A 20,305-nucleotide genomic window follows, 5' to 3' on the forward strand; every position below is an offset into this window, starting at 1 on the left:
TCATCATACTGGGCCAAACTGTATTATCAGGGCCTCAGAGAAAAGGGCAAATCTCATCAGTCTGCGATCCGGGCACTGGCGTTCAAATGGATAAGGATCATTTACCGCTGCTGGAAGGCCAGAACCTGTTATGACGAAGCGAAATATTTGCTGGCTCTCGAAGCGAGACACTCGCCCTTACTGAAGCCATAAAAAGCTTGTCGAATGTCTCAGGGCGTGAAGCTGACCTTCTATCTGCAGCCGATGCCTGTGGCTTACCGTGTCAAAGCCCCCAGGAGAAAGACAACTATCATTCGAGGGCAAAGCCCTAATGCATAAGCTCAGCACTCTCCTTTTTAAGGTTGCAGTACGAATCGTTATGTATTCAAATGCATAACGATATCCATATTGGAAGAGGATGATTGATGAACCTGTATATGTTTTATATCGGTGGTAATGCTGGCAAATCAAATATTGAAGTACACGACATTCAGTTTGTCGCGGCCAAAAAGCCAGAAGACGCCTGGCCCGCCCTTCGCGATGCATGGTTTGGCGATAAAGATAAAATTCATATTGACGGTTACAGCCGTATCACCTGGGTTGACGGTTATTCCGTCACATTGTCTGCTGAGCCTTCTCGAGCTGCAAACAAGTTATTTTTCGTCAATGTGGGAGGTTACAGGCCTGATACGCTTGCTGAGTTACATGAGTTCGATTTGTTTGTGGCCGAAAATGCCCTGCAGGCCAAGAGTAAAGCATTAAAGACACTGCTCTGTGGCGCCGACCATCAGCATAAGGATAATCTGAAGGACGTGGATGATTGCCTGTTACTTGAAAAAATAGGTGAGTTTTTTATTAATTTGACCCCCTGCGAGTCAGGAAGTCGTGATCAACCAGAGTGGCAGGGCTATCAGCCGATAGGTGTCTAATATTGTAAACATAAACCAAGCGAACGTCCGCTCCTGACACGGCGCGGACAGAAAGCAAGGTTATAAGGTCCGCTGTGATCGAGGAGCAGACGTTCGTCTAGTGTATAAATAGCAATGTCGCTTACGCCATCGGAGCTGCCTCCCCGCTTTCTTATTCAGCGCGAATTTATGTGGAGTGCCACGAAGCAACGGCTTATCGGCGATGGTATAGCGGAAAACACACATTGTGTTGACGATATAGCAATGCAAACGAGTGAATATATTGATTGATGTTATACTGACGGTCATTTCCGAGTGGGACAACAAGGGGTTATCTATCTTGCTCAGACAAAAGTATATCAGTGCTATTTTTTTAATCGTTGTTTGTACCACTGTACTTTTTATTGCACTGGCCGTCCGTGAGGTACACGAGTTAAAGAGCTACCTGGGATATGTCGCTGAAAACGGTAAATCGGCACTTTTCCATGAAGAATCTATTAACCAGAGTATTGCCACACGACTTTCCCGGGCGTTTTATACCAGAACCGTGTCTGCGCCCGCAGCCCGCAGCGAACGGGTCGCCATTTGCCAGTCCCTTGAAAAGGAAGGTGATATTTACGGATTCAATCTGCTGGCAAAAAAAATGACCAGCCTGAACGGCACTCTGCAAACCCGTAATAAATCGTGCGAAAACTGGGCTGGTGATATTAGCGCGTTATCGGTTATTCACACGGCTGAGAGCAAGATTTTATCGAAGTACAGCTTTTCAAATTATACCGGGTATAGGTTCAGGAACATCCGGTACTACATCGATCTTTCTTATAATTATATTTATATTAATCAGCCAGTTAATACAAAAGACTACACTTTTAACAACTGGCTGGTTGGCAATAACAACACTATCAACATCGCGCGTAGTGCTCACACCATTTCCATTGATGACAATGCCCTGAATGATCTGCTTAAGGGTGAAAGTACGCTGTCTCATATTTATCAGGATGGATATACACATAATAATATCATCAGTATGCTTACCCCGGTATTTCTGGGTGATAAGGTAAAGGGCGTTCTGATCACCGACGTCAATATTAACGATCTCGTGGTTTCGTTTAAAACGGTCGATCGCCCCTTATTATGGAAATTCCTTTCTTTATATGTTACTGATAATGAAACCGGCACGCATATTTTTTTCCATAAGCCACAAATCAAGTCATATGATTTAATCGGCGACGAAGATAAACTCACACGGTACAACACAGTCCATGTAGAACTGGATGCTATCTATGTCATCATTACCAATTTATGGCTATTAGTGCTTTACATCCCGGGTACCTGGATATTATGTCGCTATGCCCGTAAGCAGTTAATCAGACAGGAGTCGCTTTCCAGAGATAATGTGACGGACGCGATGACCGGTTTGTATAACCGAAAAGTCATTACACCGGAGCTGGAACAAAAAATCCGTTCACTTGTTGACAAAAACATCCCCATCACGGTTATCGCCATTGACAGTGATGGACTCAAAAAAATCAATGATTCTCTTGGCCACCATATGGGTGATAAGGCAATACAGACACTGGGACTGGCACTGGGGAATGCCATTCGTAAAAGTGACTATGGCATACGGCTTGGAGGTGATGAGTTCTGTCTGGTCCTTATCGATTATTCTCTGAATAAATCCCGAGATGTTATTACCCGTACGCAGGAACAATTACTCGCGATTGATCCGAATAAGCTGGTCGCATTTTCCTGGGGAGCATATCAGCTCCTGTCAGGAGATACGCTGGAAGTGGCGATGCTGAAAGCTGATGAATTACTTTATCAGCACAAACGTAGCAAATACGAGGTACGCCGATAAGCCAGTGTGCGTATTCATTATTCGCTACTGGCACAAAACGGACCTGGATATTAGCCAGCATCTGCCAGCAGCGATCATAAACAGATAAGGAATGTTTATGTAAAGATAACACCCGCCGAATACGAAACTCAATATTATCAACGATTTGTAAGTGTCTGGATTATCCGTGGCGATTCAATTTCGAATAGCCGGGCTGCCAGCTAACTTTTACCTGAACCGCTTATCCAGAGCCGCTTCAGGTCGCTGGTTATCAGTACAGCGACCTCAGATACCGACAAGATTGATGAGCATAGCTAATAAACCCTAGCTAATTACCCCATCTAATCGAATAAATCAGTTTGCGTTATGCTTTTTCTGAACAAAAGCGGAAGGACTATGTCATGCAAACTGTAAAACTGAACAACGGTATTGAAATGCCCCTGCTGGGTTTTGGTGTGTTCCAGATGACGGATGCCGCTGAATGCGAGAGAGCCGTTATTGATGCCATTGAAACGGGATATCGCCTGATTGATACCGCGGCGTCCTACCAGAATGAAACCCAGGTCGGGAACGCCCTGAAGCAAAGTGGTATTGCGCGCAACGAACTCTTTATCACCACCAAACTTTGGCTACAGGATACGAATTACGAAGGTGCCAAAGCGCAGTTTGAACGTTCACTGAACCGACTTCAGTTGGACTATGTTGACCTGTACCTGATTCACCAACCTTACGGTGATGTCCACGGTGCCTGGCGTGCAATGGAAGAACTGCAGCAGGCAGGCAAAATTCGCGCCATTGGCGTAAGCAACTTCCATCCGGACAGACTGGCCGATCTTATCGCCTTCAACCGCGTTGCCCCTGCGGTAAACCAGATTGAAGTTAACCCCTTCAACCAGCAACTGCACGCTGTTGCGTGGATGCAAAGCCGTGGCATCCAACCGGAAGCATGGGCACCGTTTGCTGAAGGAAAAAATGGGTTGTTCCAGCATCCCGAATTAGCGGCGATAGGCCAGAAGTACGGAAAAAGTGTAGGTCAGGTTGTCCTGCGGTGGATTTTCCAGCGAGGCATTATTTCGCTTGCAAAATCAGTGCGAAAAGAACGCATGGAAGAGAACATCAACATTCTCGATTTTGAACTCAGTGCTGAAGACATGCTGCAGATTACCGCACTTGATACTGCCACCAGCGCATTCTTCTCTCATCGCGATCCGGCGAGAGTGGAGTGGCTCACTGGCCGTAAACTCGACGTTTAAGCCGCAATAATAGAGGTATTCACACAATGCAAAAACGTTATCTGGGTAAATCCGGGCTTGAAGTATCAGCCCTTGGACTCGGTTGTATGGGCTTAAGCCACGGCTACGGCCCGGCGACAGATACCCGCCAGGCGATTGAACTCATACGGACAGCGGTTGCACGTGGCGTCACGTTCTTCGACACCGCCGAAGTGTATGGTCCGTTTTTGAATGAAGAGGTTGTCGGTGAAGCGCTAAAACCCTTTCGCGACCGCGTGGTCATCGCCACAAAATTTGGCTTTACCTTTGGCGATGACAACAAACAGCAGATTTTAAACAGCCGCCCCGAGCATATCCGCGTGGCCGTTGAAGGATCGTTACGCCGCCTTAAAACCGACGTCATTGACCTGCTTTATCAACACCGTGTCGATCCGGACGTGCCAATTGAAGATGTCGCAGGAACGGTGAAAGACCTCATTGCTGAAGGAAAAGTCAAACATTTCGGTCTTTCCGAAGCGGGCGCGCAGACGATTCGTCGTGCACATGCGGTTCAACCTGTCAGCGCCCTGCAAAGCGAATACTCCATGTGGTGGCGTGAACCTGAACAGGAGATCCTGCCGCTTCTGGAGGAGTTGGGTATTGGTTTTGTGCCATTCAGCCCGTTAGGTAAAGGCTTTCTGACCGGAGCAATTACGTCAGGAACAACGTTTGGTAAGGATGATTACCGAAGCCAAGTGCCGCGTTTCACCGCTCAGGCAATTGCCGCCAACGAAAAGCTGGTTTCGTTGTTGGGTGAACTGGCAGCCGATAAAGGGGTGACGTCTGCACAAATCGCGCTGGCATGGCTATTGGCACAAAAATCGTGGATTGTTCCTATTCCGGGCACCACCAAACTGCATCGCCTCGAGGAAAACCTGGGCGCCGTTGACGTTATTCTTTCTCAGGATGAGCTGTCCCAGGTCACGCACGCGCTGGAAACGATAAAAATCGTTGGCGAGCGTTATTCGCCTGAGCATCAGGCTCGCGTAGGCCGCTGAAACTTAAGCTTGCGATATCCATAAATCAAAATCGCAAAAATTGCTGCGATGCGGGAAGATTCCGTCACAGGTCAATGTTCCGACGACGCCTGTGCAACACCAGAGAAAAGAACCCGGAACCGTTGATGTGGGCCAAAGGGAAATTCGGTGTTTTCCTCGATATTAACCCACGCGGCACGGTACTGGCAGCCACGTTGCACTCCCCCACCGCAAGCAACGACGATCAAGGAAGGGTTTATTGCCGAAAGGTAAAAATCACGCCGTTGGCCGACGTGTCAGCACAGGAAAAACAGGCATTAAAAAACCCGCTTCGGCGGGTTCTTTTTTTGGAGTTGGTTTGGCTATTGAAAGAAAAATAGTCCAATACTATACCAACAGCCCGAAAAACAAAGGGGTTACCTTTCGGTAACCCCTTGTTTAATCTGGCGGAAGCGCAGAGATTCGAACTCTGGAACCCTTTCGGGTCGCCGGTTTTCAAGACCGGTGCCTTCAACCGCTCGGCCACACTTCCGGAATGAGGCGCACTATAAACATCCCAATGCGCCGTGTAAAGCCCGAATGTGTTCGTTTGCCTGAAAAACAGTCAAAATGCTGTTAATAGCCTGAAATAACAACAGATTGACCATTTATTCAGCACAATACTCACGCTTTATCAGCCATTCACCATAATCCACGATGAAACCTGATTTAGATCAAATGAGTAAAGATGGGTAAAAGCGCTGTGTGCGCGGCTGTGTTTTCATTATCCTCCATCATTAATTACATCTGTCATAAGAGAGTGACTCATGGATCGTATTGTTAGTTCATCACATGACCGTACATCGCTACTCAGCACGCACAAGGTGCTGCGCAATACCTATTTTCTGCTGAGCCTGACGCTGGCGTTTTCGGCGATCACCGCCACCGCCAGCACCGTGCTGATGCTGCCTTCTCCGGGTCTGATTCTGACGCTGGTGGGGATGTACGGGCTGATGTTCCTGACCTATAAAACGGCAAACAAGCCGAGCGGCATTATTTCCGCGTTTGCCTTCACCGGCTTCCTCGGTTACATCCTCGGGCCGATTCTGAACGCTTACCTGTCCGCAGGGATGGGCGACGTGATCGGTATGGCGCTGGGCGGTACCGCGCTGGTGTTCTTCTGCTGCTCCGCCTACGTGCTGACTACCCGTAAAGACATGTCCTTCCTCGGCGGTATGCTGATGGCCGGTATCGTGGTGGTACTGATTGGCATGGTGGCGAACATCTTCCTGCAACTACCGGCACTGCATCTGGCAATCAGCGCGGTGTTTATCCTGATTTCTTCAGGCGCAATCCTGTTCGAAACCAGCAACATCATCCGTGGCGGTGAGACCAACTACATCCGCGCAACGGTTAGCCTCTACGTTTCGCTGTACAACATCTTTATCAGCCTGCTCAGCATTCTGGGCTTCGCCAGCCGCGATTAACGGCAACAAAGCATGACACCCGGCCCCGCTTATGCGGGGCTTTGTTTTTTGGTAAACTGCCGCCAGGTTGTCTAACGCAGTGAAGAATTATGTTGATCTTTGAAGGTAAAGAAATCGCTACCGACTCCGACGGTTATCTGAAAGAGAGTGCGCAGTGGAGCGAACCGATGGCTGTAGTCATTGCTGAAAACGAAGGAATCACCCTCTCTCCGGAACATTGGGAAGTGGTGCGTTTTGTTCGCGACTTCTATCTGGAGTTTAATACCTCGCCTGCGATTCGCATGCTGGTCAAGGCGATGGCGAATAAGTTTGGCGAGGAGAAAGGCAACAGCCGTTATCTGTATCGTCTGTTTCCGAAAGGCCCGGCGAAACAGGCCACTAAAATTGCTGGCCTGCCAAAGCCGGTGAAGTGTATTTAATAGCGAATACTAAAACCGGTAAATTCCTCACGAGGACGGTGCGGCTCGCTCAGGACTCTGTCTACCCGGGCAGAACTCGGGCCGCCGTCTTTGAGCCACTTCAGTAATTTGTCGACCTGCTCCGCTTCGCCGCTGGCGACAACCTCCACGCTGCCATCATCCCTGTTCCTCGCATAGCCGGTTAAACTCAGTCGCCGCGCCTCATGCTGCGTGGTATAGCGAAATCCCACGCCCTGAACCCGGCCGTAAACCCACGCGATAATGCAGACTCTCGCCATGGCTATTCTCCTTCTTATCGAAAACGATGAGCGTAACCTCACACGGTTATGTGAATAACATTAACGTACCTGTTTCGGCAAGCATCCGTAATATTGGCTAAACCTCGCCGTAAATCGCGAGCCTGAAAGATAGCCGCTGCGCAATGCTATCTCTCCTATTGGCAACGTCGTCGACTGCAATTGAGATAACGCATAAGACATACGGACCTCTTCAACAATCTGTCGGTAGCTCTGCGATTCTTGCTGGAGTCGTCTGCGCAACGTGGAGGTTCCCATGGCTAACCGATGTGCAATATCCTGTGCTCTCCAAAGCTTAGCAGGTGCCAACATAATGAGCTGGCGTACCTGTTCCGTTAGCGTGTAACCCCGTTCGATAAGCAGTGGACCGATTGCCCCTTCATGCAACAGTGCGAGTAATAATCCCATTGCCTGATGTGCCTGCAACTCAACCGGCAATCCCTGGCGCACAGCGGAAAGTAAATTCGTCCACATAAACGCCAGACTGGAGTTCATCGGCGTACATAAAGAGGTCAGCGTGGCGGGCGGAAAATCCTTAACATAGGTTTTTTTAAATGCGGAAATCATGTCTGGCGAGAGTAGCAGGAGATCTGAACGAAAACCGCCCTGCCCGGGTTGATTAATAATGTCCAGCGACGTGTTCGCCGGAATGATGATTAACTCGCCAGGTTTTGCAACCAGGCGATTATCCTCTTGCATAATGACTTTGCTGCCCTGCGTGATATGGCAGAGTGCAGCAGAGAAAAGCTTAACACGATGCAAGCGATGACGTTGGCTGGAACGCACCTCCGCTGTCGTGAGAACATTATGTTGAAAATAAACGTCCTGCACCGTGTTCTCCTCTGTTTATCTTCCGTATGTGGCTGTCAATTCCGCTTTGGCAATGACATGACTGTTAAGCATAAATCCCACCAGCGCACCGCTCGCATTGTGATCGATGGGTAAGGCATCGGTGCTGAGTGCCCATAAAGTGAACTGATAGCGGTGCGGCTTATCTCCAACCGGCGGACAAGCCCCGCCAAACCCAGCATAACCAAAATCGTTACGCCCCTGAACAATCCCCGCCGCCACGGTTTCCATCTTCACACCAGATGGGAGAGCATGAATACTTGCCGGAATATTCACGACCGTCCAGTGCCACCAACCACTTCCCGTAGGCGCATCGGGATCAAACACAGTGATCGCGTAGCTTTTTGTTCCCTCGGGCGCATTTTGCCAGTGCAACTGCGGAGAGATATTTCCGCCTTCACAGCCAAATCCATTAAAGACCTGCTTTTGCGTTAAAACGAGATTATCGGGAATGTCTGTACTGCCGAGGCTGAACGCCGGAGAGGCCGCCGCACCATAGCTGAGCGTCGTCAGCACAATAGCCGTCAGATAAGATGACATATTCATTGTATTTCCTTATTCAGATTAAGAAATGACAATCTATCAGGCGCATACCCAGGAAATTGTGCCTCTGTGCTTTCAGTTTGTGCCGAAATGCTCACTGTCGGTGCTGATGATTGCATCCCGCATCTGTGCTACCCTACGCGCCATTTTGTTTTAACGGTATCAGGCTGGAATAGACACCCGGCTCGCATCACTGTTTGTGTGAGGTTGCTCGTATGACTGAATCTTCATTTCCTCAATATCCCCGCCTGGTGTTAGCCAAAGGGCGCGACAAATCATTACTTCGTCGCCATCCGTGGGTCTTTTCCGGTGCCGTTGCCCGCATGGAAGGTAAAGCCAACCTCGGTGAAACCATCGACATTGTTGACCATCAGGGTAAATGGTTAGCCCGTGGCGCCTTTTCCCCGGCGTCGCAAATCCGCGCGCGCGTCTGGACCTTCGACAAGTCCGAATCTGTCGATATCGCCTTCTTCACCCGCCGTCTGCGACAGGCGCAGCAATGGCGCGACTGGCTGGCGAAAAAAGATGGACTGGACAGCTATCGTCTGATCGCCGGTGAGTCCGACGGCTTGCCGGGCGTCACCATCGATCGCTTTGGTCATTTCCTCGTGCTGCAATTGCTCAGCGCCGGGGCGGAATATCAACGCGCCGCGTTGATTAGCGCGCTGCAAGCGCTCTACCCGGAATGTGCGATTTACGATCGTAGCGATGTCGCAGTGCGTAAAAAAGAGGGTATGGCGCTGACGCAGGGCCCGGTCACCGGTGAGATCCCTCCAGCACTCCTGCCAATTGAAGAACACGGTATGAAGCTACTGGTCGATATCCAGGGCGGCCACAAAACCGGCTATTACCTCGATCAGCGTGACAGCCGTCTGGCAACGCGCCGCTATGTCGACAATCAACGGGTACTCAATTGTTTCTCCTACACCGGGGGGTTTGCCGTTTCTGCGCTGATGGGCGGCTGCCGTCAGGTTATCAGCGTCGATACTTCCCAGGAAGCGCTGGATATTGCGAAACAGAACGTCGAACTGAACAAACTCGATCTCAGCAAGGCTGAATTTGTTCGTGACGATGTTTTTAAACTGTTACGGACCTATCGCGATCGCGGCGAGAAATTTGATGTCATCGTGATGGATCCCCCGAAGTTTGTCGAAAATAAAAGCCAGTTGATGGGGGCGTGCCGGGGTTACAAGGATATCAACATGCTGGCTATCCAGTTGCTGAATCCGGGTGGCGTGCTGCTGACATTCTCCTGCTCCGGTCTGATGACAACAGATTTATTTCAGAAAATCATCGCTGATGCCGCAATTGATGCGGGTCGTGATGTACAATTTATAGAGCAGTTCCGTCAGGCCGCCGATCATCCCGTGATCGCTACCTACCCGGAAGGGCTGTATCTCAAAGGGTTTGCCTGTCGCGTCATGTAACTTGAAAAGTGGAATTTTACCCTTATATCAAGGGTAATGATTTCCCGGGAGGTGACTATGATTGCCAGCAAATTCGGTATCGGCCAGCAGGTCCGCCATTCCCTGTTAGGATATCTCGGAGTGGTCGTGGATATCGACCCGGTCTATTCGCTTGCGGAACCGTCACCTGATGAGTTGGCGGTCAACGACGAGCTTCGTGCTGCTCCGTGGTATCACGTGGTGATGGAAGATGATGACGGTCGTCCGGTACATACCTATCTTGCCGAAGCGCAGCTAAGCAGCGAAACGCAGGACGAACATCCTGAACAGCCTTCGATGGATGAGCTTGCTCAGACCATTCGTAAACAGTTGCAGGCCCCCCGCCTGCGTAACTGATCCTTGTTGAGGCCCGATAGCACATTGCTTATCGGGCCTGTTTCCTTTCTGCCATCAGGGCAATTAACTTACTTTGTCAACCCCAGGCGCGGGATCTCAATCGCCGGGCAGCGATCCATCACCACCATCAGACCCGCTTCGCGCGCCAGCACCGCCGCCTGCTCATTGATCACGCCCAACTGCATCCACAGCGTTTTCGCGCCAATCGCGATCGCGTCCTGTGCGACGCCCCATGCCGCTTCTGAATTGCGGAACACATCCACCATGTCCACTTTTTCCGGCACGTCCGCCAGCGTCGCGTAGCCCTGCTGCCCTAGCAGCGTTTTCCCGGCGACCTTCGGAGAAACCGGAATCACGTGATAACCCTGATCGAGCAAATACTTCATCACACGGTAACTTGGACGATCGGGTTTATCGCTTGCGCCAACCAGGGCAATGGTACGGGTCGAGGTCAAAATGCCAGCAATGTCGGTCTCTTTCATCATCATTCTCCAGGCTGTTTTGCAAAGTGTACGACAATCCTGACGACCCAACCATGCGTCCCACCCGTAAGTATGAGAGCAAAACGCCAAAATATGTCTATATGTTAGTAAACATGATTGTCGAAAAATTTTGATACATTCTTACCCGGCGGTCTTTGGACAGGAGAACCTTATGAAAACCGGCACTGTGACCCTGATGATTGCCCTCTGTTTGCCGGTCGCGGTTTTCGCTACCACCCTCCGTCTTTCAACCGATATTGACCTGCTGGTGCTGGACGGCAAAAAGGTCTCCAGTTCACTCCTGCGCGGCGCGGACAGCATTGAACTCGACAATGGACCGCATCAACTCGTTTTTCGGGTTGAGAAGACAATCCGTCTCTCCAGCCATGAAGAACAGCTCTACATTTCCCCACCGCTGGTGGTAAGTTTTGACACTCAGCGTGTGGGTCAGGTCAATTTCCACCTTCCGCGTCTGGAAAGCGACCGTGAAGCCAGCCATTTCGACGCCGCTCCGCGTCTGGAGTTGCTGGATGGCGACGCAATGCCGATCCCGGTACAACTGGATATCCTCGCCATTACCTCAAAAACAGAAACCATTGATTTTGAGGCAGAAACAGAGCGCTACAATAAATCGGCCAGGCGCGCCTCCTTACCCCAGTTCGCCACGATGATGGCCGACGACAGCACCCTGCTTTCGGGGGTCTCAGAGCTGGATACCATCCCTCCCCAATCTCAAACCCTCACGGAACAGCGCCTGAAGTACTGGTTTCGCCAGGCGGATCCGCAAACCCGCAATAGCTTTCTGCAATGGGCGGAGAAACAGCCCTCTTCCTGATGTCTTTGACACGTCCGGCTTTTTTTTCGTCTTTCTCTTGCAGCGTCAGACACATTCAGTACTCTGTAGCAAAACCCACAATGGAACTGAATGATGGAACTGACGACTCGCACTTTACCTGCGCGTAAGCATATTGCGCTGGTTGCGCACGATCACTGCAAAAAAATGTTGATGAGCTGGGTAGAACGCCACCAGCCGTTGCTGGAAAAGCACGTGCTCTACGCGACCGGGACAACCGGAAATCTCATTCAACGCGCAACGGGTATGGACGTTAACGCCATGCTGAGCGGCCCGATGGGCGGCGATCAGCAGGTTGGCGCGTTGATTTCTGAAGGGAAAATTGATGTGCTGATTTTCTTCTGGGATCCGCTTAACGCCGTTCCGCACGACCCGGATGTGAAGGCGCTGCTCCGTCTGGCGACCGTCTGGAATATCCCCGTCGCCACTAACGTCGCCACTGCGGATTTCATCATCCAGTCGCCGCACTTTAATGACGATGTCGATGTGCTCATCCCCGACTACCCGCGTTATCTGGCTGATCGTCTCAAGTAATCCCACGCAGGCGACATTCGTCGCCTGCTGCTTACGCTTTTCTCGCTACCGGAACATCCAGGTCTTTCAGATCCTCGACAAAGCGTGACGGATTCGCTTTGCTATACAGCAACCAGACCCGATGGCGGGCGCGGGTCAGGGCAACGTAAAGCAACCGTCGTTCTTCTGCATCCGGGAAATCTTCCACGACGGGCAGCAGCGCCTCTTCCATGATGGATTCACGCGCCGGCGCCGGAAAACCATCACTCCCTTCCTGTAACCCGACAATGATGACGTAATCCGCCTGTTGTCCCTTGCTGGCGTGGATGGTCATGAAATCAAGCTGCAACTTCGGCCAACGGGTTGTCGCCTTTTCGAGGCTGGCCGGTTTCAGGTGGTGATAACGGGCCAGCACCAGAATCCGCTCGTCGGCTTTCGCGTAACCGGAAAGCTTATCCAGCAACGCATCCAGTTGCGTTTCATCCAGCAGTGTGACGGCTTTCTTGTCTCCCGTCGTCAGACTATTAAGCGGTTTCTTCAGTTGATGCGGGTTCTGTTGAATAAAGCGGTTAGCGATTTCACCAATTCGATTATTGAAACGATAGGTGGTGTCGAGGTCACAACGGTCGCCGTCACCGAAGGTCTGATGAAACGCGGTCGTTAATGAAAGCTGCGCGCCGCTAAAACGGTAAATAGCCTGCCAGTCATCCCCAACGGCAAACAGCGTGGTATGGCTGTTTTGCTTACGCAGCGCGGCCAGCAGCGCCGCACGCTGCGGGGAGATATCCTGAAATTCATCCACCAGAATATGCTTCCACGGACTGACAAAACGCCCTTTTTCCAGAATCACGATTGCCTGATGGATCAGACCGGAAAAATCGACGGCATTTTCCGCTTTCAGCGCGTTTTTCCAGGCCTTCAGCAAAGGTGCCATCAGCTTCACGCGCTTGCTGAACAGATCCCGAATCTCTTCCGGCGCGCTGGCGATCATCTCCGCCTGGGCTCCGCCATGCATGCGCATCAGACTCACCCACCGATCCAGCCGCGAGGCCAGACGACGCTGAAGTTTTTCATTGTCCCAGAAATTGCCTTCCGGCACCGTCCACTGCATCTCCTCTTCCAGCCACTGCCGCCAGCCCTTCGCCTGCGCTTTTTTCTCGCTGCATTGCTGACGCCAGGTACTGATAAACAGTTTATTTCGCGCGGAGGTGTCGTTCTCAAGCTTACTGATGGTCGGAACTTTTTTGCTGCCCTGCTGGATGATATGCAGCGCCAGGGCATGGAACGTCCGCGCCGTTATCTCCTCGGTATGCAACCGCTCGCGAATACGCTCGTCCATCTCCTGCGCTGCCTTACGGCCAAAAGCCAGTAGCAGGATCTGTTCTGCGGCCGCTTCGCCCCGCGCCAGCAGCCAGCCTGCACGCGCCACCAGCACCGACGTTTTGCCACTCCCTGCCCCGGCCAGCACCAGCAAAGAATGTTCGCCGTTGACGACCGCTCTGGCCTGAGCCGGATTGAGCGGCGACGATTCCACCTGCTGGAAGAAATCAGCGTATTCCGTCAACATCGTTTCGGTATATGCCTGGTTATGCTGCAGGCGACACGCTTCGATATCTTTCAGCCACGCCTGGCACTGCCGCAACGCATCGCGACAGTTATCAAACTCTTCCAGCCGATTAACCGGCAGCGGCAGTGCGGCAAACGCCCGCAGGATCTGCTGCTGTAATCCCGTCGTCTGCTCGCGCGTCAGCCAGGCATTCTGCCCGGTTCGCACGGCAATTAAATCCAGTTGTTCCTGCAATACACCGGCCGCAACTTCACTCATCTCCTGGCTCCACTGCTGCCAGCGGGTATTCAGATGATGATGGAAACGCTGGGTTTCAGCCCACTCGGTGCCATGCAGTCGCACCACTTTTTCATCCGGCAGCACGAATTCAAGTTCGCCCCACACCAGCCCGCGCTTACAGTGAATCGCCAGTAACTGATTGAAGGGAATAAGATATTCATGGCGATCGCCCGACACTTTAATGCCAGCATTGAGGATCACCGCCCTGTCGTAGGGGTGTTGTGCCAGACGTTTTCCAATAGACGTTGCTTTAAGTTCCATGACTCAGCCGATCCAGACAAAGCGTATTTCTTCTCAGTGTAACCGCCAGAGAATACGTGCTCCAGCCCAAAAAAACGTTACAATTGCCAGGAATCATAGAAAACCAGAATCAACCGAGGGTCTATGCGTACCGTTCTGAATATTTTGAATTTTGTGCTGGGGGGTTTTGCCACCACACTGTCCTGGTTCCTGGCGACGCTGGTCAGTATTGTGCTGATCTTCACCCTGCCGCTCACCCGTTCGTGCTGGGAAATCACCAAACTGTCGCTGCTGCCTTACGGAAATGAAGCGGTCCATGTCGATGAACTGGATCCGGCGGGAAAAAACGTGCTGTTGAATACCGGCGGGACGCTGCTGAATATTTTCTGGCTGATCTTCTTCGGCTGGTGGCTGTGCCTGATGCACATCGCCGCTGGTATCACCCAGTGCATCACGATCATTGGTATTCCGGTTGGCATTGCGAACTTTAAAATTGCCGCGATTGCGCTGTGGCCCGTGGGACGTCGCGTCGTCTCTGTGGAAGTCGCACGGGCGGCACGTGAAGCGAACGCCCGCCGCCGTTTTGAGTCACCAGGACGCTAAGTCAGTATGTTAAGTCCCCTGCTTCGTCGCTATACCTGGAACAGCACCTGGCTGTATTACGTGCGAATTTTTATCGCTCTCTGCGGAACTACCGCGCTGCCCTGGTGGCTGGGCGATGTCAAACTGACCATCCCCCTGACGCTGGGAATGGTGGCGGCGGCGTTGACCGATCTGGACGATCGGCTCGCGGGCCGTCTGCGAAACCTTATCATCACGCTCATCTGCTTTTTTATCGCCTCCGCCTCGGTCGAGTTGTTGTTTCCCTACCCGTGGCTGTTCGCCATCGGACTGACTATCTCCACCAGCGGTTTTATCCTGCTCGGCGGCCTGGGTCAGCGCTACGCAACGATTGCCTTCGGCGCGCTGCTGATCGCGATTTACACTATGCTCGGCGCGTCTCTGTACGCCCAATGGTATCAGCAACCGCTTCTGCTGCTGGCTGGCGCAATCTGGTATAACGGATTAACGCTTACCGGCCATCTGCTGTTCCCCATTCGTCCCCTGCAGGACAATCTGGCGCGCAGCTATGAACAACTGGCACACTTTCTGGAGCTAAAATCGCGTCTTTTTGACCCGGATATTGAAGACGAAAGCCAGGCGCCGCTTTATGATTTAGCACTGGCCAATGGCCAACTGATGGCGACGCTGAATCAGACAAAAGTGTCCTTGCTGACCCGGTTGCGCGGCGACCGGGGACAACGCGGCACGCGGCGTACTCTGCATTATTACTTTGTGGCGCAGGATATTCATGAACGCGCCAGTTCCTCGCATATTCAGTACCAGACGCTGCGCGACCATTTTCGTCACAGCGACGTGATGTTCCGCTTTCAACGTCTGATGTCGATGCAGGGGCAGGCCTGTCTGCAACTGTCACGCTCGATTTTGCTACGCGTCCCCTACCAGCACGATCCACATTTTGAACGCGCTTTCACGCATCTTGACGCAGCACTTGAGCGGATGCGGACAAACGGTGCCTCCGCCGATCTGCTGAAAACGCTGGGATTCTTACTGGCTAATTTGCGCGCTATCGACGCGCAGCTGGCTACGATTGAATCCGAGCAAGCTCAGGCCATGTCGCGCAATGAATCAGAAAGCCAGCTTGCCGATGACAGTCCGCACGGGCTCAGCGATATCTGGCTGCGGCTGAGCCGCAACTTCACCCCGGAATCCGCGCTGTTTCGGCATGCGGTCAGGATGTCTCTGGTCCTGTGCGTCGGCTATGCGATCATTCAGATAACCGGTATGCATCACGGTTACTGGATCCTGCTGACCAGCCTGTTTGTTTGCCAGCCTAACTACAACGCCACGCGACACCGTCTGGCGTTGAGGATCATCGGGACGCTGGTCGGGGTCGCGATTGGTATCCCGATTTTATGGTTCGTTCCGTCACTGGAAGGCCAGCTCATTCTACTGGTGATCACCGGCGTCCTGTTCTTTGCCTTTCGCAACGTCCAGTATGCCCATGCGACCATGTTTATTACGCTGCTGGTCCTGCTGTGCTTCAATTTGCTCGGCGAAGGGTTTGAAGTCGCCCTCCCCCGAGTGATTGATACGCTCATCGGCTGCGCCATTGCCTGGGCGGCGGTCAGTTTCATCTGGCCTGACTGGCGTTTTCGTAATCTCCCGCGGGTGATGAAAAGAGCAACCGACGCCAACTGTCGCTATCTGGACGCCATTCTGGAACAGTACCATCAGGGACGCGACAATCGACTGGCATATCGGATTGCTCGCCGCGATGCCCATAACCGCGACGCAGAGCTGGCCTCCGTAGTGTCGAACATGTCCAGCGAACCCGATGTGACGGCACAGACGCGTGAGGCAGCGTTCCGTTTGCTCTGTCTCAACCATACATTCACCAGCTATATCTCCGCATTAGGGGCGCATCGTGAGCAACTTACCAACCCCGACGTACTGGCACTACTGGACGATGCGGTCTGTTATGTCGATGATGCGCTACATCATCTCCCGGCCGACGAAGAGCGCGTGCAACAAGCGCTGGCAGAACTGAAACAGCGCATCCAGCATCTTGAGCCGCGCCCGGACAGCAAAGAACCATTGGTGATTCAGCAGGTCGGTTTGCTGGTGGCCCTGCTGCCGGAAATGGGTCGACTACAGCGACAAATCACTCAATCTTCTCCGGATACATCGACACCGGCGAAAGCGACTTAACCCACAAAGCAAGCTCCTGGCGGCGTATCGCCGGGAGCGCAGCTTCATGAATGCCATAAATGGCGCCTTCAAGATTAAACAGAACCTTGTCGGTAATGGACTTATTAATCTGTCGAAGCCGCAGCCAGCACATTTTGGCCCCCAGCATTCGCAGGGTGGCGACGTCGTAGATCCCCGCTTCATTCAGTAAACTTTCCAGATGAAAGGTCATATTGGGGAGATCCTTAAGCCGCTGCTGTGAACAACGGGTCAACTTCTCCTGCAACGCGGCATCCAGTGAAAACTTCGATAACTGGATCAACTGCTGCTGGTCGCGCCACAAACTGTCATCAACCTGATAATAGTTGAGCATGACCGGACGTCCGCGTTTGAGAAATGTCAGCCAGACAGGGGAATGTTGCACGCAATACTGTACGCTTTGCTCACAGGCACGAAGATAAAGCTCACCATTCGCGACCATCGCAAAGACGGTATTCTTGATAGTCAGACTGTAGCTGCCGAACAGTGAACGGAAATGAATCCTCCCCAGAGAAGATAAATATTCCTGTGATTTATAGATCCTGTCATAGGAGTGTACTTTCATAAAATTCCCTGTTAAATCATAAACTAAAAGAATGATTTGTCGTCGCGGATCCGTTACAGACGAAAATAGGCAACTTATTCTCAGGGGGCAAGTTGTATTTCGTTTTTACCGCAACCATGAATAAAAAATGCGAGTCTGTTTCCGAAAATAAAGTTGATCTTTCACGACATCAGGGTTACTGTACATCCATACAGTAACTCACAGGGCTGGATTGATTATGTACACTTCAGGCTACGCAAATCGTTCTCCGTCATTCTCTTCCACATCGAACACGATGGCGCGCGTCTCTTCTGAGAAAGTGTCCACCGGGCTTATCAGCGAAGTGGTCTATCGTGAAGACCAGCCCATGATGACGCAGTTACTGCTGTTACCGCTTCTTCAGCAGTTAGGTCAACAATCGCGCTGGCAGCTCTGGCTGACGCCGCAGCAAAAACTGAGCCGTGAATGGGTTCAGTCTGCCGGCCTTCCGCTGACCAAAGTGATGCAAATTAACCAGCTTTCCCCCTGCGATACGCTGGAATCGATGATTCGCGCATTACGCACGGGCAATTACAGCGTGGTGATCGGCTGGCTGACAGAAGAATTAACAGAAGAAGAACATGCTGAATTGGTCAGGGCTGCAGATGAGGGAAACGCGATGGGATTTATCATGCGTCCCGTGAATGCTCAGACCCATGCCACGAGACAGCAAACCGGGCTAAAAATTCACTCGAATTTGTATCATTGAGTGAAATTAGGATTTATCCTGGAATTTTTTTTGCCCCCGAGACCTTCGCATTGAGGACTAACGCTTTTTTTCGGTGAACGCTTGGCGGACGCGGTTCCCGCGAAATCGGGGGGAAGATTTTGATGCACGAAATGTTAAATATTATGTATACAAGCTTTTTTTTTTCATATGCCTGACAGAGTTCACACTTGTAAGTTTTCAACTACGTTGTAGACTTTACATCGCCAGGGGTGCTCGGCATAAGCCGCAGATATCGGTAGAGTAACTATTGAGCTAGTCCCCCGGTGAAGGATTTAACCGTGTTATCTCGTTGGAGATATTCATGGCGTATTTTGGATGATAACGAGGCGCAAAAAATGAAAAAGACAGCTATCGCGATTGCAGTGGCACTGGCTGGTTTCGCTACCGTGGCGCAGGCCGCTCCGAAAGATAACACCTGGTACACTGGTGCTAAACTGGGTTGGTCCCAGTACCATGACACTGGTTTCATCGACAACAACGGTCCGACCCACGAAAGTCAACTGGGTGCCGGTGCGTTCGGTGGTTACCAGGTTAACCCGTATGTTGGCTTTGAAATGGGTTACGACTGGTTAGGTCGTATGCCGTACAAAGGTGACAACATCAACGGTGCTTACAAAGCTCAGGGCGTTCAACTGACCGCTAAACTGGGTTACCCAATCACTGACGATCTGGACATCTACACTCGTCTGGGTGGTATGGTATGGCGTGCAGACACCAAGTCTAACGTACCTGGTGGCGCATCAACCAAAGATCACGACACTGGCGTATCCCCAGTATTCGCAGGTGGTGTTGAGTACGCAATTACTCCTGAAATCGCTACCCGTCTGGAATACCAGTGGACCAACAACATCGGTGACGCTAACACCATCGGTACTCGTCCAGACAACGGTCTGCTGAGCGTAGGTGTTTCTTACCGTTTCGGTCAGCAGGAACAAGCTGCTCCGATCGTAGCTCCGGCTCCGGCTCCGGCTCCAGAAGTACAGACCAAACACTTCACCCTGAAGTCTGACGTTCTGTTCAACTTCAACAAAGCCACTCTGAAACCAGAAGGCCAGCAGGCTCTGGATCAGATGTACAGCCAGCTGAGCAACCTGGATCCGAAAGACGGTTCCGTAGTGGTTCTGGGCTTCACTGACCGCATCGGTTCTGACGCTTACAACCAGGGTCTGTCTGAGAAACGTGCTCAGTCTGTTGTTGATTACCTGATCTCTAAAGGTATCCCGGCTGACAAAATCTCCGCACGTGGTATGGGCGAATCCAACCCGGTTACTGGCAACACCTGTGACAACGTGAAAGCTCGCGCTGCACTGATCGACTGCCTGGCCCCGGATCGTCGCGTTGAGATCGAAGTTAAAGGCATCAAAGACGTTGTAACTCAGCCGCAGGCTTAAGTTTCCGTCTAATAAAAAACCCCGCGCTGCGGGGTTTTTTTTCGTCTGTTATCTACAGGATGGTTGTAACGTGCGGACTACTCTTTGCCCAACAACGCCTGCAGATCCTGCTTCAGCGAAGACATCTTGTTGGCATACTTCTCTTTATTCTCTGCATCTTCAATTAGCTGCACCACGGTCTCTGATAACGTCTTACCGCGCCGCTGCGCCAGTCCGGCGAGTCGCTGCCAGACGATAAACTCCAGATCGATAGATTTCTTTCGCGTGTGCTGATGCTCGGCATTGAAATGACGTTTACGCCGTGCACGTATCGTCTGCTTCATGCGGTTTTGCAGCGCAGGATTCATATGTTCATCAATCCAGAGATTGACCCGCACCGGTTCATTTTCCAGCGTAAGCAACAAATCCACGGCTTCCTGGGCAGCACTGGCCTCCACATAACGGGTAATTAATTCCCCTTCGCGGTGCTTCTTCACCAGGTACTTCCACTTCCAACCGCTTTCAAGATTCTCAAGTTGTTGATATTTCAT

At 51.6% G+C, this 20,305-nt stretch carries 22 protein-coding genes, 1 tRNA gene and 1 pseudogene; 16 read left to right on the forward strand and 8 right to left on the reverse strand.

What is annotated here, in order from left to right; genetic code table 11:
* The 6 genes and pseudogenes from QQZ17_RS21185 to QQZ17_RS21210 form a co-directional block, all read left to right on the forward strand.
* Positions 1 to 192: pseudogene (locus tag QQZ17_RS21185) on the forward strand (IS110 family transposase); the annotation flags it as partial.
* Positions 193 to 404: 212 nt separating this feature from the next.
* Entirely contained in the window at positions 405 to 908 is a 504-nt protein-coding gene (locus QQZ17_RS21190; RefSeq protein WP_152405209.1) for a DUF1543 domain-containing protein, read from the forward strand.
* Positions 909 to 1,161: 253 nt separating this feature from the next.
* Positions 1,162 to 2,745: a diguanylate cyclase DgcJ gene (gene dgcJ, locus QQZ17_RS21195; protein WP_284554172.1), complete on the forward strand. Its 1,584-nt coding sequence runs from the start codon at positions 1,162 to 1,164 to the stop codon at positions 2,743 to 2,745.
* 380 nt (positions 2,746 to 3,125) lie between these two features.
* The gene (locus QQZ17_RS21200; protein WP_152405210.1) at positions 3,126 to 3,977 is read left to right on the forward strand and encodes an aldo/keto reductase; all 852 of its coding nucleotides are present in this window, start codon (positions 3,126 to 3,128) and stop codon (positions 3,975 to 3,977) included.
* Between the two features lie 26 nt (positions 3,978 to 4,003).
* On the forward strand, positions 4,004 to 4,993 hold the full coding sequence (locus tag QQZ17_RS21205) for an aldo/keto reductase (protein WP_152405211.1): 990 nt from the start codon (positions 4,004 to 4,006) through the stop codon (positions 4,991 to 4,993).
* A 125-nt stretch (positions 4,994 to 5,118) separates the two neighbouring features.
* Positions 5,119 to 5,352 carry a hypothetical protein gene (locus QQZ17_RS21210; RefSeq protein ID WP_152405212.1) on the forward strand — a complete coding sequence of 78 codons (234 nt, stop codon included), beginning with the start codon at positions 5,119 to 5,121 and terminating at the stop codon, positions 5,350 to 5,352.
* Between the two features lie 64 nt (positions 5,353 to 5,416).
* On the opposite strand, the gene QQZ17_RS21215 is transcribed toward QQZ17_RS21210, so the two are convergent.
* A tRNA-Ser gene (locus QQZ17_RS21215) sits at positions 5,417 to 5,504 on the reverse strand.
* A 274-nt stretch (positions 5,505 to 5,778) separates the two neighbouring features.
* On the opposite strand from QQZ17_RS21215, the gene yccA reads away from it, so the two are divergent.
* Both yccA and tusE read left to right on the forward strand, forming a co-directional pair.
* Positions 5,779 to 6,438, forward strand: a complete 660-nt coding sequence (gene yccA, locus QQZ17_RS21220; protein ID WP_152405213.1) for an FtsH protease modulator YccA — start codon at positions 5,779 to 5,781, stop codon at positions 6,436 to 6,438.
* An 89-nt stretch (positions 6,439 to 6,527) separates the two neighbouring features.
* Complete coding sequence (tusE, locus tag QQZ17_RS21225; RefSeq protein ID WP_046478766.1) at positions 6,528 to 6,857, forward strand: sulfurtransferase TusE; 330 nt, start codon at positions 6,528 to 6,530, stop codon at positions 6,855 to 6,857.
* On the opposite strand, the gene yccX is transcribed toward tusE, so the two are convergent.
* The 3 genes from yccX to QQZ17_RS21240 are packed head-to-tail and all read right to left on the reverse strand — an operon-like array spanning position 6,854 to position 8,548.
* Positions 6,854 to 7,135, reverse strand: coding sequence for an acylphosphatase (gene yccX, locus QQZ17_RS21230; RefSeq protein WP_152405214.1), 282 nt, complete (start codon positions 7,133 to 7,135; stop codon positions 6,854 to 6,856). The two genes, tusE and yccX, sit on opposite strands and share 4 nt — an antisense overlap.
* 60 nt (positions 7,136 to 7,195) lie before the next feature.
* Positions 7,196 to 7,984 carry a helix-turn-helix transcriptional regulator gene (locus QQZ17_RS21235; RefSeq protein ID WP_152405215.1) on the reverse strand — a complete coding sequence of 263 codons (789 nt, stop codon included), beginning with the start codon at positions 7,982 to 7,984 and terminating at the stop codon, positions 7,196 to 7,198.
* A gap of 15 nt (positions 7,985 to 7,999) precedes the next feature.
* Entirely contained in the window at positions 8,000 to 8,548 is a 549-nt protein-coding gene (locus tag QQZ17_RS21240; RefSeq protein ID WP_284554173.1) for a YbhB/YbcL family Raf kinase inhibitor-like protein, read from the reverse strand.
* Positions 8,549 to 8,760: 212 nt separating this feature from the next.
* Between QQZ17_RS21240 and rlmI the strand changes: the two genes are divergently transcribed.
* A complete protein-coding gene (gene rlmI / locus QQZ17_RS21245) occupies positions 8,761 to 9,972 on the forward strand; it encodes a 23S rRNA (cytosine(1962)-C(5))-methyltransferase RlmI (RefSeq protein WP_152405216.1) in 1,212 nt (403 codons plus the stop codon).
* A gap of 57 nt (positions 9,973 to 10,029) precedes the next feature.
* Positions 10,030 to 10,347, forward strand: a complete 318-nt coding sequence (gene hspQ / locus QQZ17_RS21250; RefSeq protein ID WP_042319966.1) for a heat shock protein HspQ — start codon at positions 10,030 to 10,032, stop codon at positions 10,345 to 10,347.
* 68 nt (positions 10,348 to 10,415) lie between these two features.
* Here hspQ and QQZ17_RS21255 read toward each other — a convergent pair whose 3' ends face one another.
* Positions 10,416 to 10,829 carry a CoA-binding protein gene (locus QQZ17_RS21255; RefSeq protein WP_042319968.1) on the reverse strand — a complete coding sequence of 138 codons (414 nt, stop codon included), beginning with the start codon at positions 10,827 to 10,829 and terminating at the stop codon, positions 10,416 to 10,418.
* 172 nt (positions 10,830 to 11,001) lie between these two features.
* On the opposite strand from QQZ17_RS21255, the gene QQZ17_RS21260 reads away from it, so the two are divergent.
* Both QQZ17_RS21260 and mgsA read left to right on the forward strand, forming a co-directional pair.
* On the forward strand, positions 11,002 to 11,664 hold the full coding sequence (locus QQZ17_RS21260; protein ID WP_152405217.1) for a DUF2057 family protein: 663 nt from the start codon (positions 11,002 to 11,004) through the stop codon (positions 11,662 to 11,664).
* Positions 11,665 to 11,757: 93 nt separating this feature from the next.
* Entirely contained in the window at positions 11,758 to 12,216 is a 459-nt protein-coding gene (gene mgsA, locus QQZ17_RS21265) for a methylglyoxal synthase (protein ID WP_152406364.1), read from the forward strand.
* Positions 12,217 to 12,247: 31 nt separating this feature from the next.
* Here the strand turns inward: mgsA and helD are convergent, their stop codons facing one another.
* On the reverse strand, positions 12,248 to 14,302 hold the full coding sequence (gene helD / locus QQZ17_RS21270) for a DNA helicase IV (RefSeq protein ID WP_152405218.1): 2,055 nt from the start codon (positions 14,300 to 14,302) through the stop codon (positions 12,248 to 12,250).
* Between the two features lie 123 nt (positions 14,303 to 14,425).
* Between helD and QQZ17_RS21275 the strand changes: the two genes are divergently transcribed.
* Together QQZ17_RS21275 and yccS are read left to right on the forward strand one after the other, a co-directional pair.
* Positions 14,426 to 14,884, forward strand: a complete 459-nt coding sequence (locus QQZ17_RS21275) for a YccF domain-containing protein (RefSeq protein ID WP_152405219.1) — start codon at positions 14,426 to 14,428, stop codon at positions 14,882 to 14,884.
* A 6-nt stretch (positions 14,885 to 14,890) separates the two neighbouring features.
* Positions 14,891 to 17,053: a YccS family putative transporter gene (gene yccS / locus QQZ17_RS21280; protein ID WP_152405220.1), complete on the forward strand. Its 2,163-nt coding sequence runs from the start codon at positions 14,891 to 14,893 to the stop codon at positions 17,051 to 17,053.
* Here the strand turns inward: yccS and QQZ17_RS21285 are convergent.
* Positions 17,007 to 17,636: a TfoX/Sxy family DNA transformation protein gene (locus tag QQZ17_RS21285; RefSeq protein ID WP_152405221.1), complete on the reverse strand. Its 630-nt coding sequence runs from the start codon at positions 17,634 to 17,636 to the stop codon at positions 17,007 to 17,009. The genes yccS and QQZ17_RS21285 overlap by 47 nt on opposite strands.
* 217 nt (positions 17,637 to 17,853) lie before the next feature.
* Here QQZ17_RS21285 and sulA point away from each other — a divergent pair, with 217 nt between their 5' ends.
* Both sulA and ompA read left to right on the forward strand, forming a co-directional pair.
* Positions 17,854 to 18,363, forward strand: coding sequence for an SOS-induced cell division inhibitor SulA (gene sulA / locus QQZ17_RS21290; protein WP_152405222.1), 510 nt, complete (start codon positions 17,854 to 17,856; stop codon positions 18,361 to 18,363).
* A gap of 356 nt (positions 18,364 to 18,719) precedes the next feature.
* On the forward strand, positions 18,720 to 19,775 hold the full coding sequence (ompA, locus tag QQZ17_RS21295; protein ID WP_052746997.1) for a porin OmpA: 1,056 nt from the start codon (positions 18,720 to 18,722) through the stop codon (positions 19,773 to 19,775).
* Positions 19,776 to 19,852: 77 nt separating this feature from the next.
* Here ompA and matP read toward each other — a convergent pair whose 3' ends face one another.
* The gene (matP, locus tag QQZ17_RS21300) at positions 19,853 to 20,305 is read right to left on the reverse strand and encodes a macrodomain Ter protein MatP (protein WP_061077056.1); all 453 of its coding nucleotides are present in this window, start codon (positions 20,303 to 20,305) and stop codon (positions 19,853 to 19,855) included.

The sequence above is a fragment of the Citrobacter sp. T1.2D-1 genome, from assembly GCF_950098555.1.
Lineage (GTDB): Bacteria > Pseudomonadota > Gammaproteobacteria > Enterobacterales > Enterobacteriaceae > Citrobacter_A > Citrobacter_A telavivensis.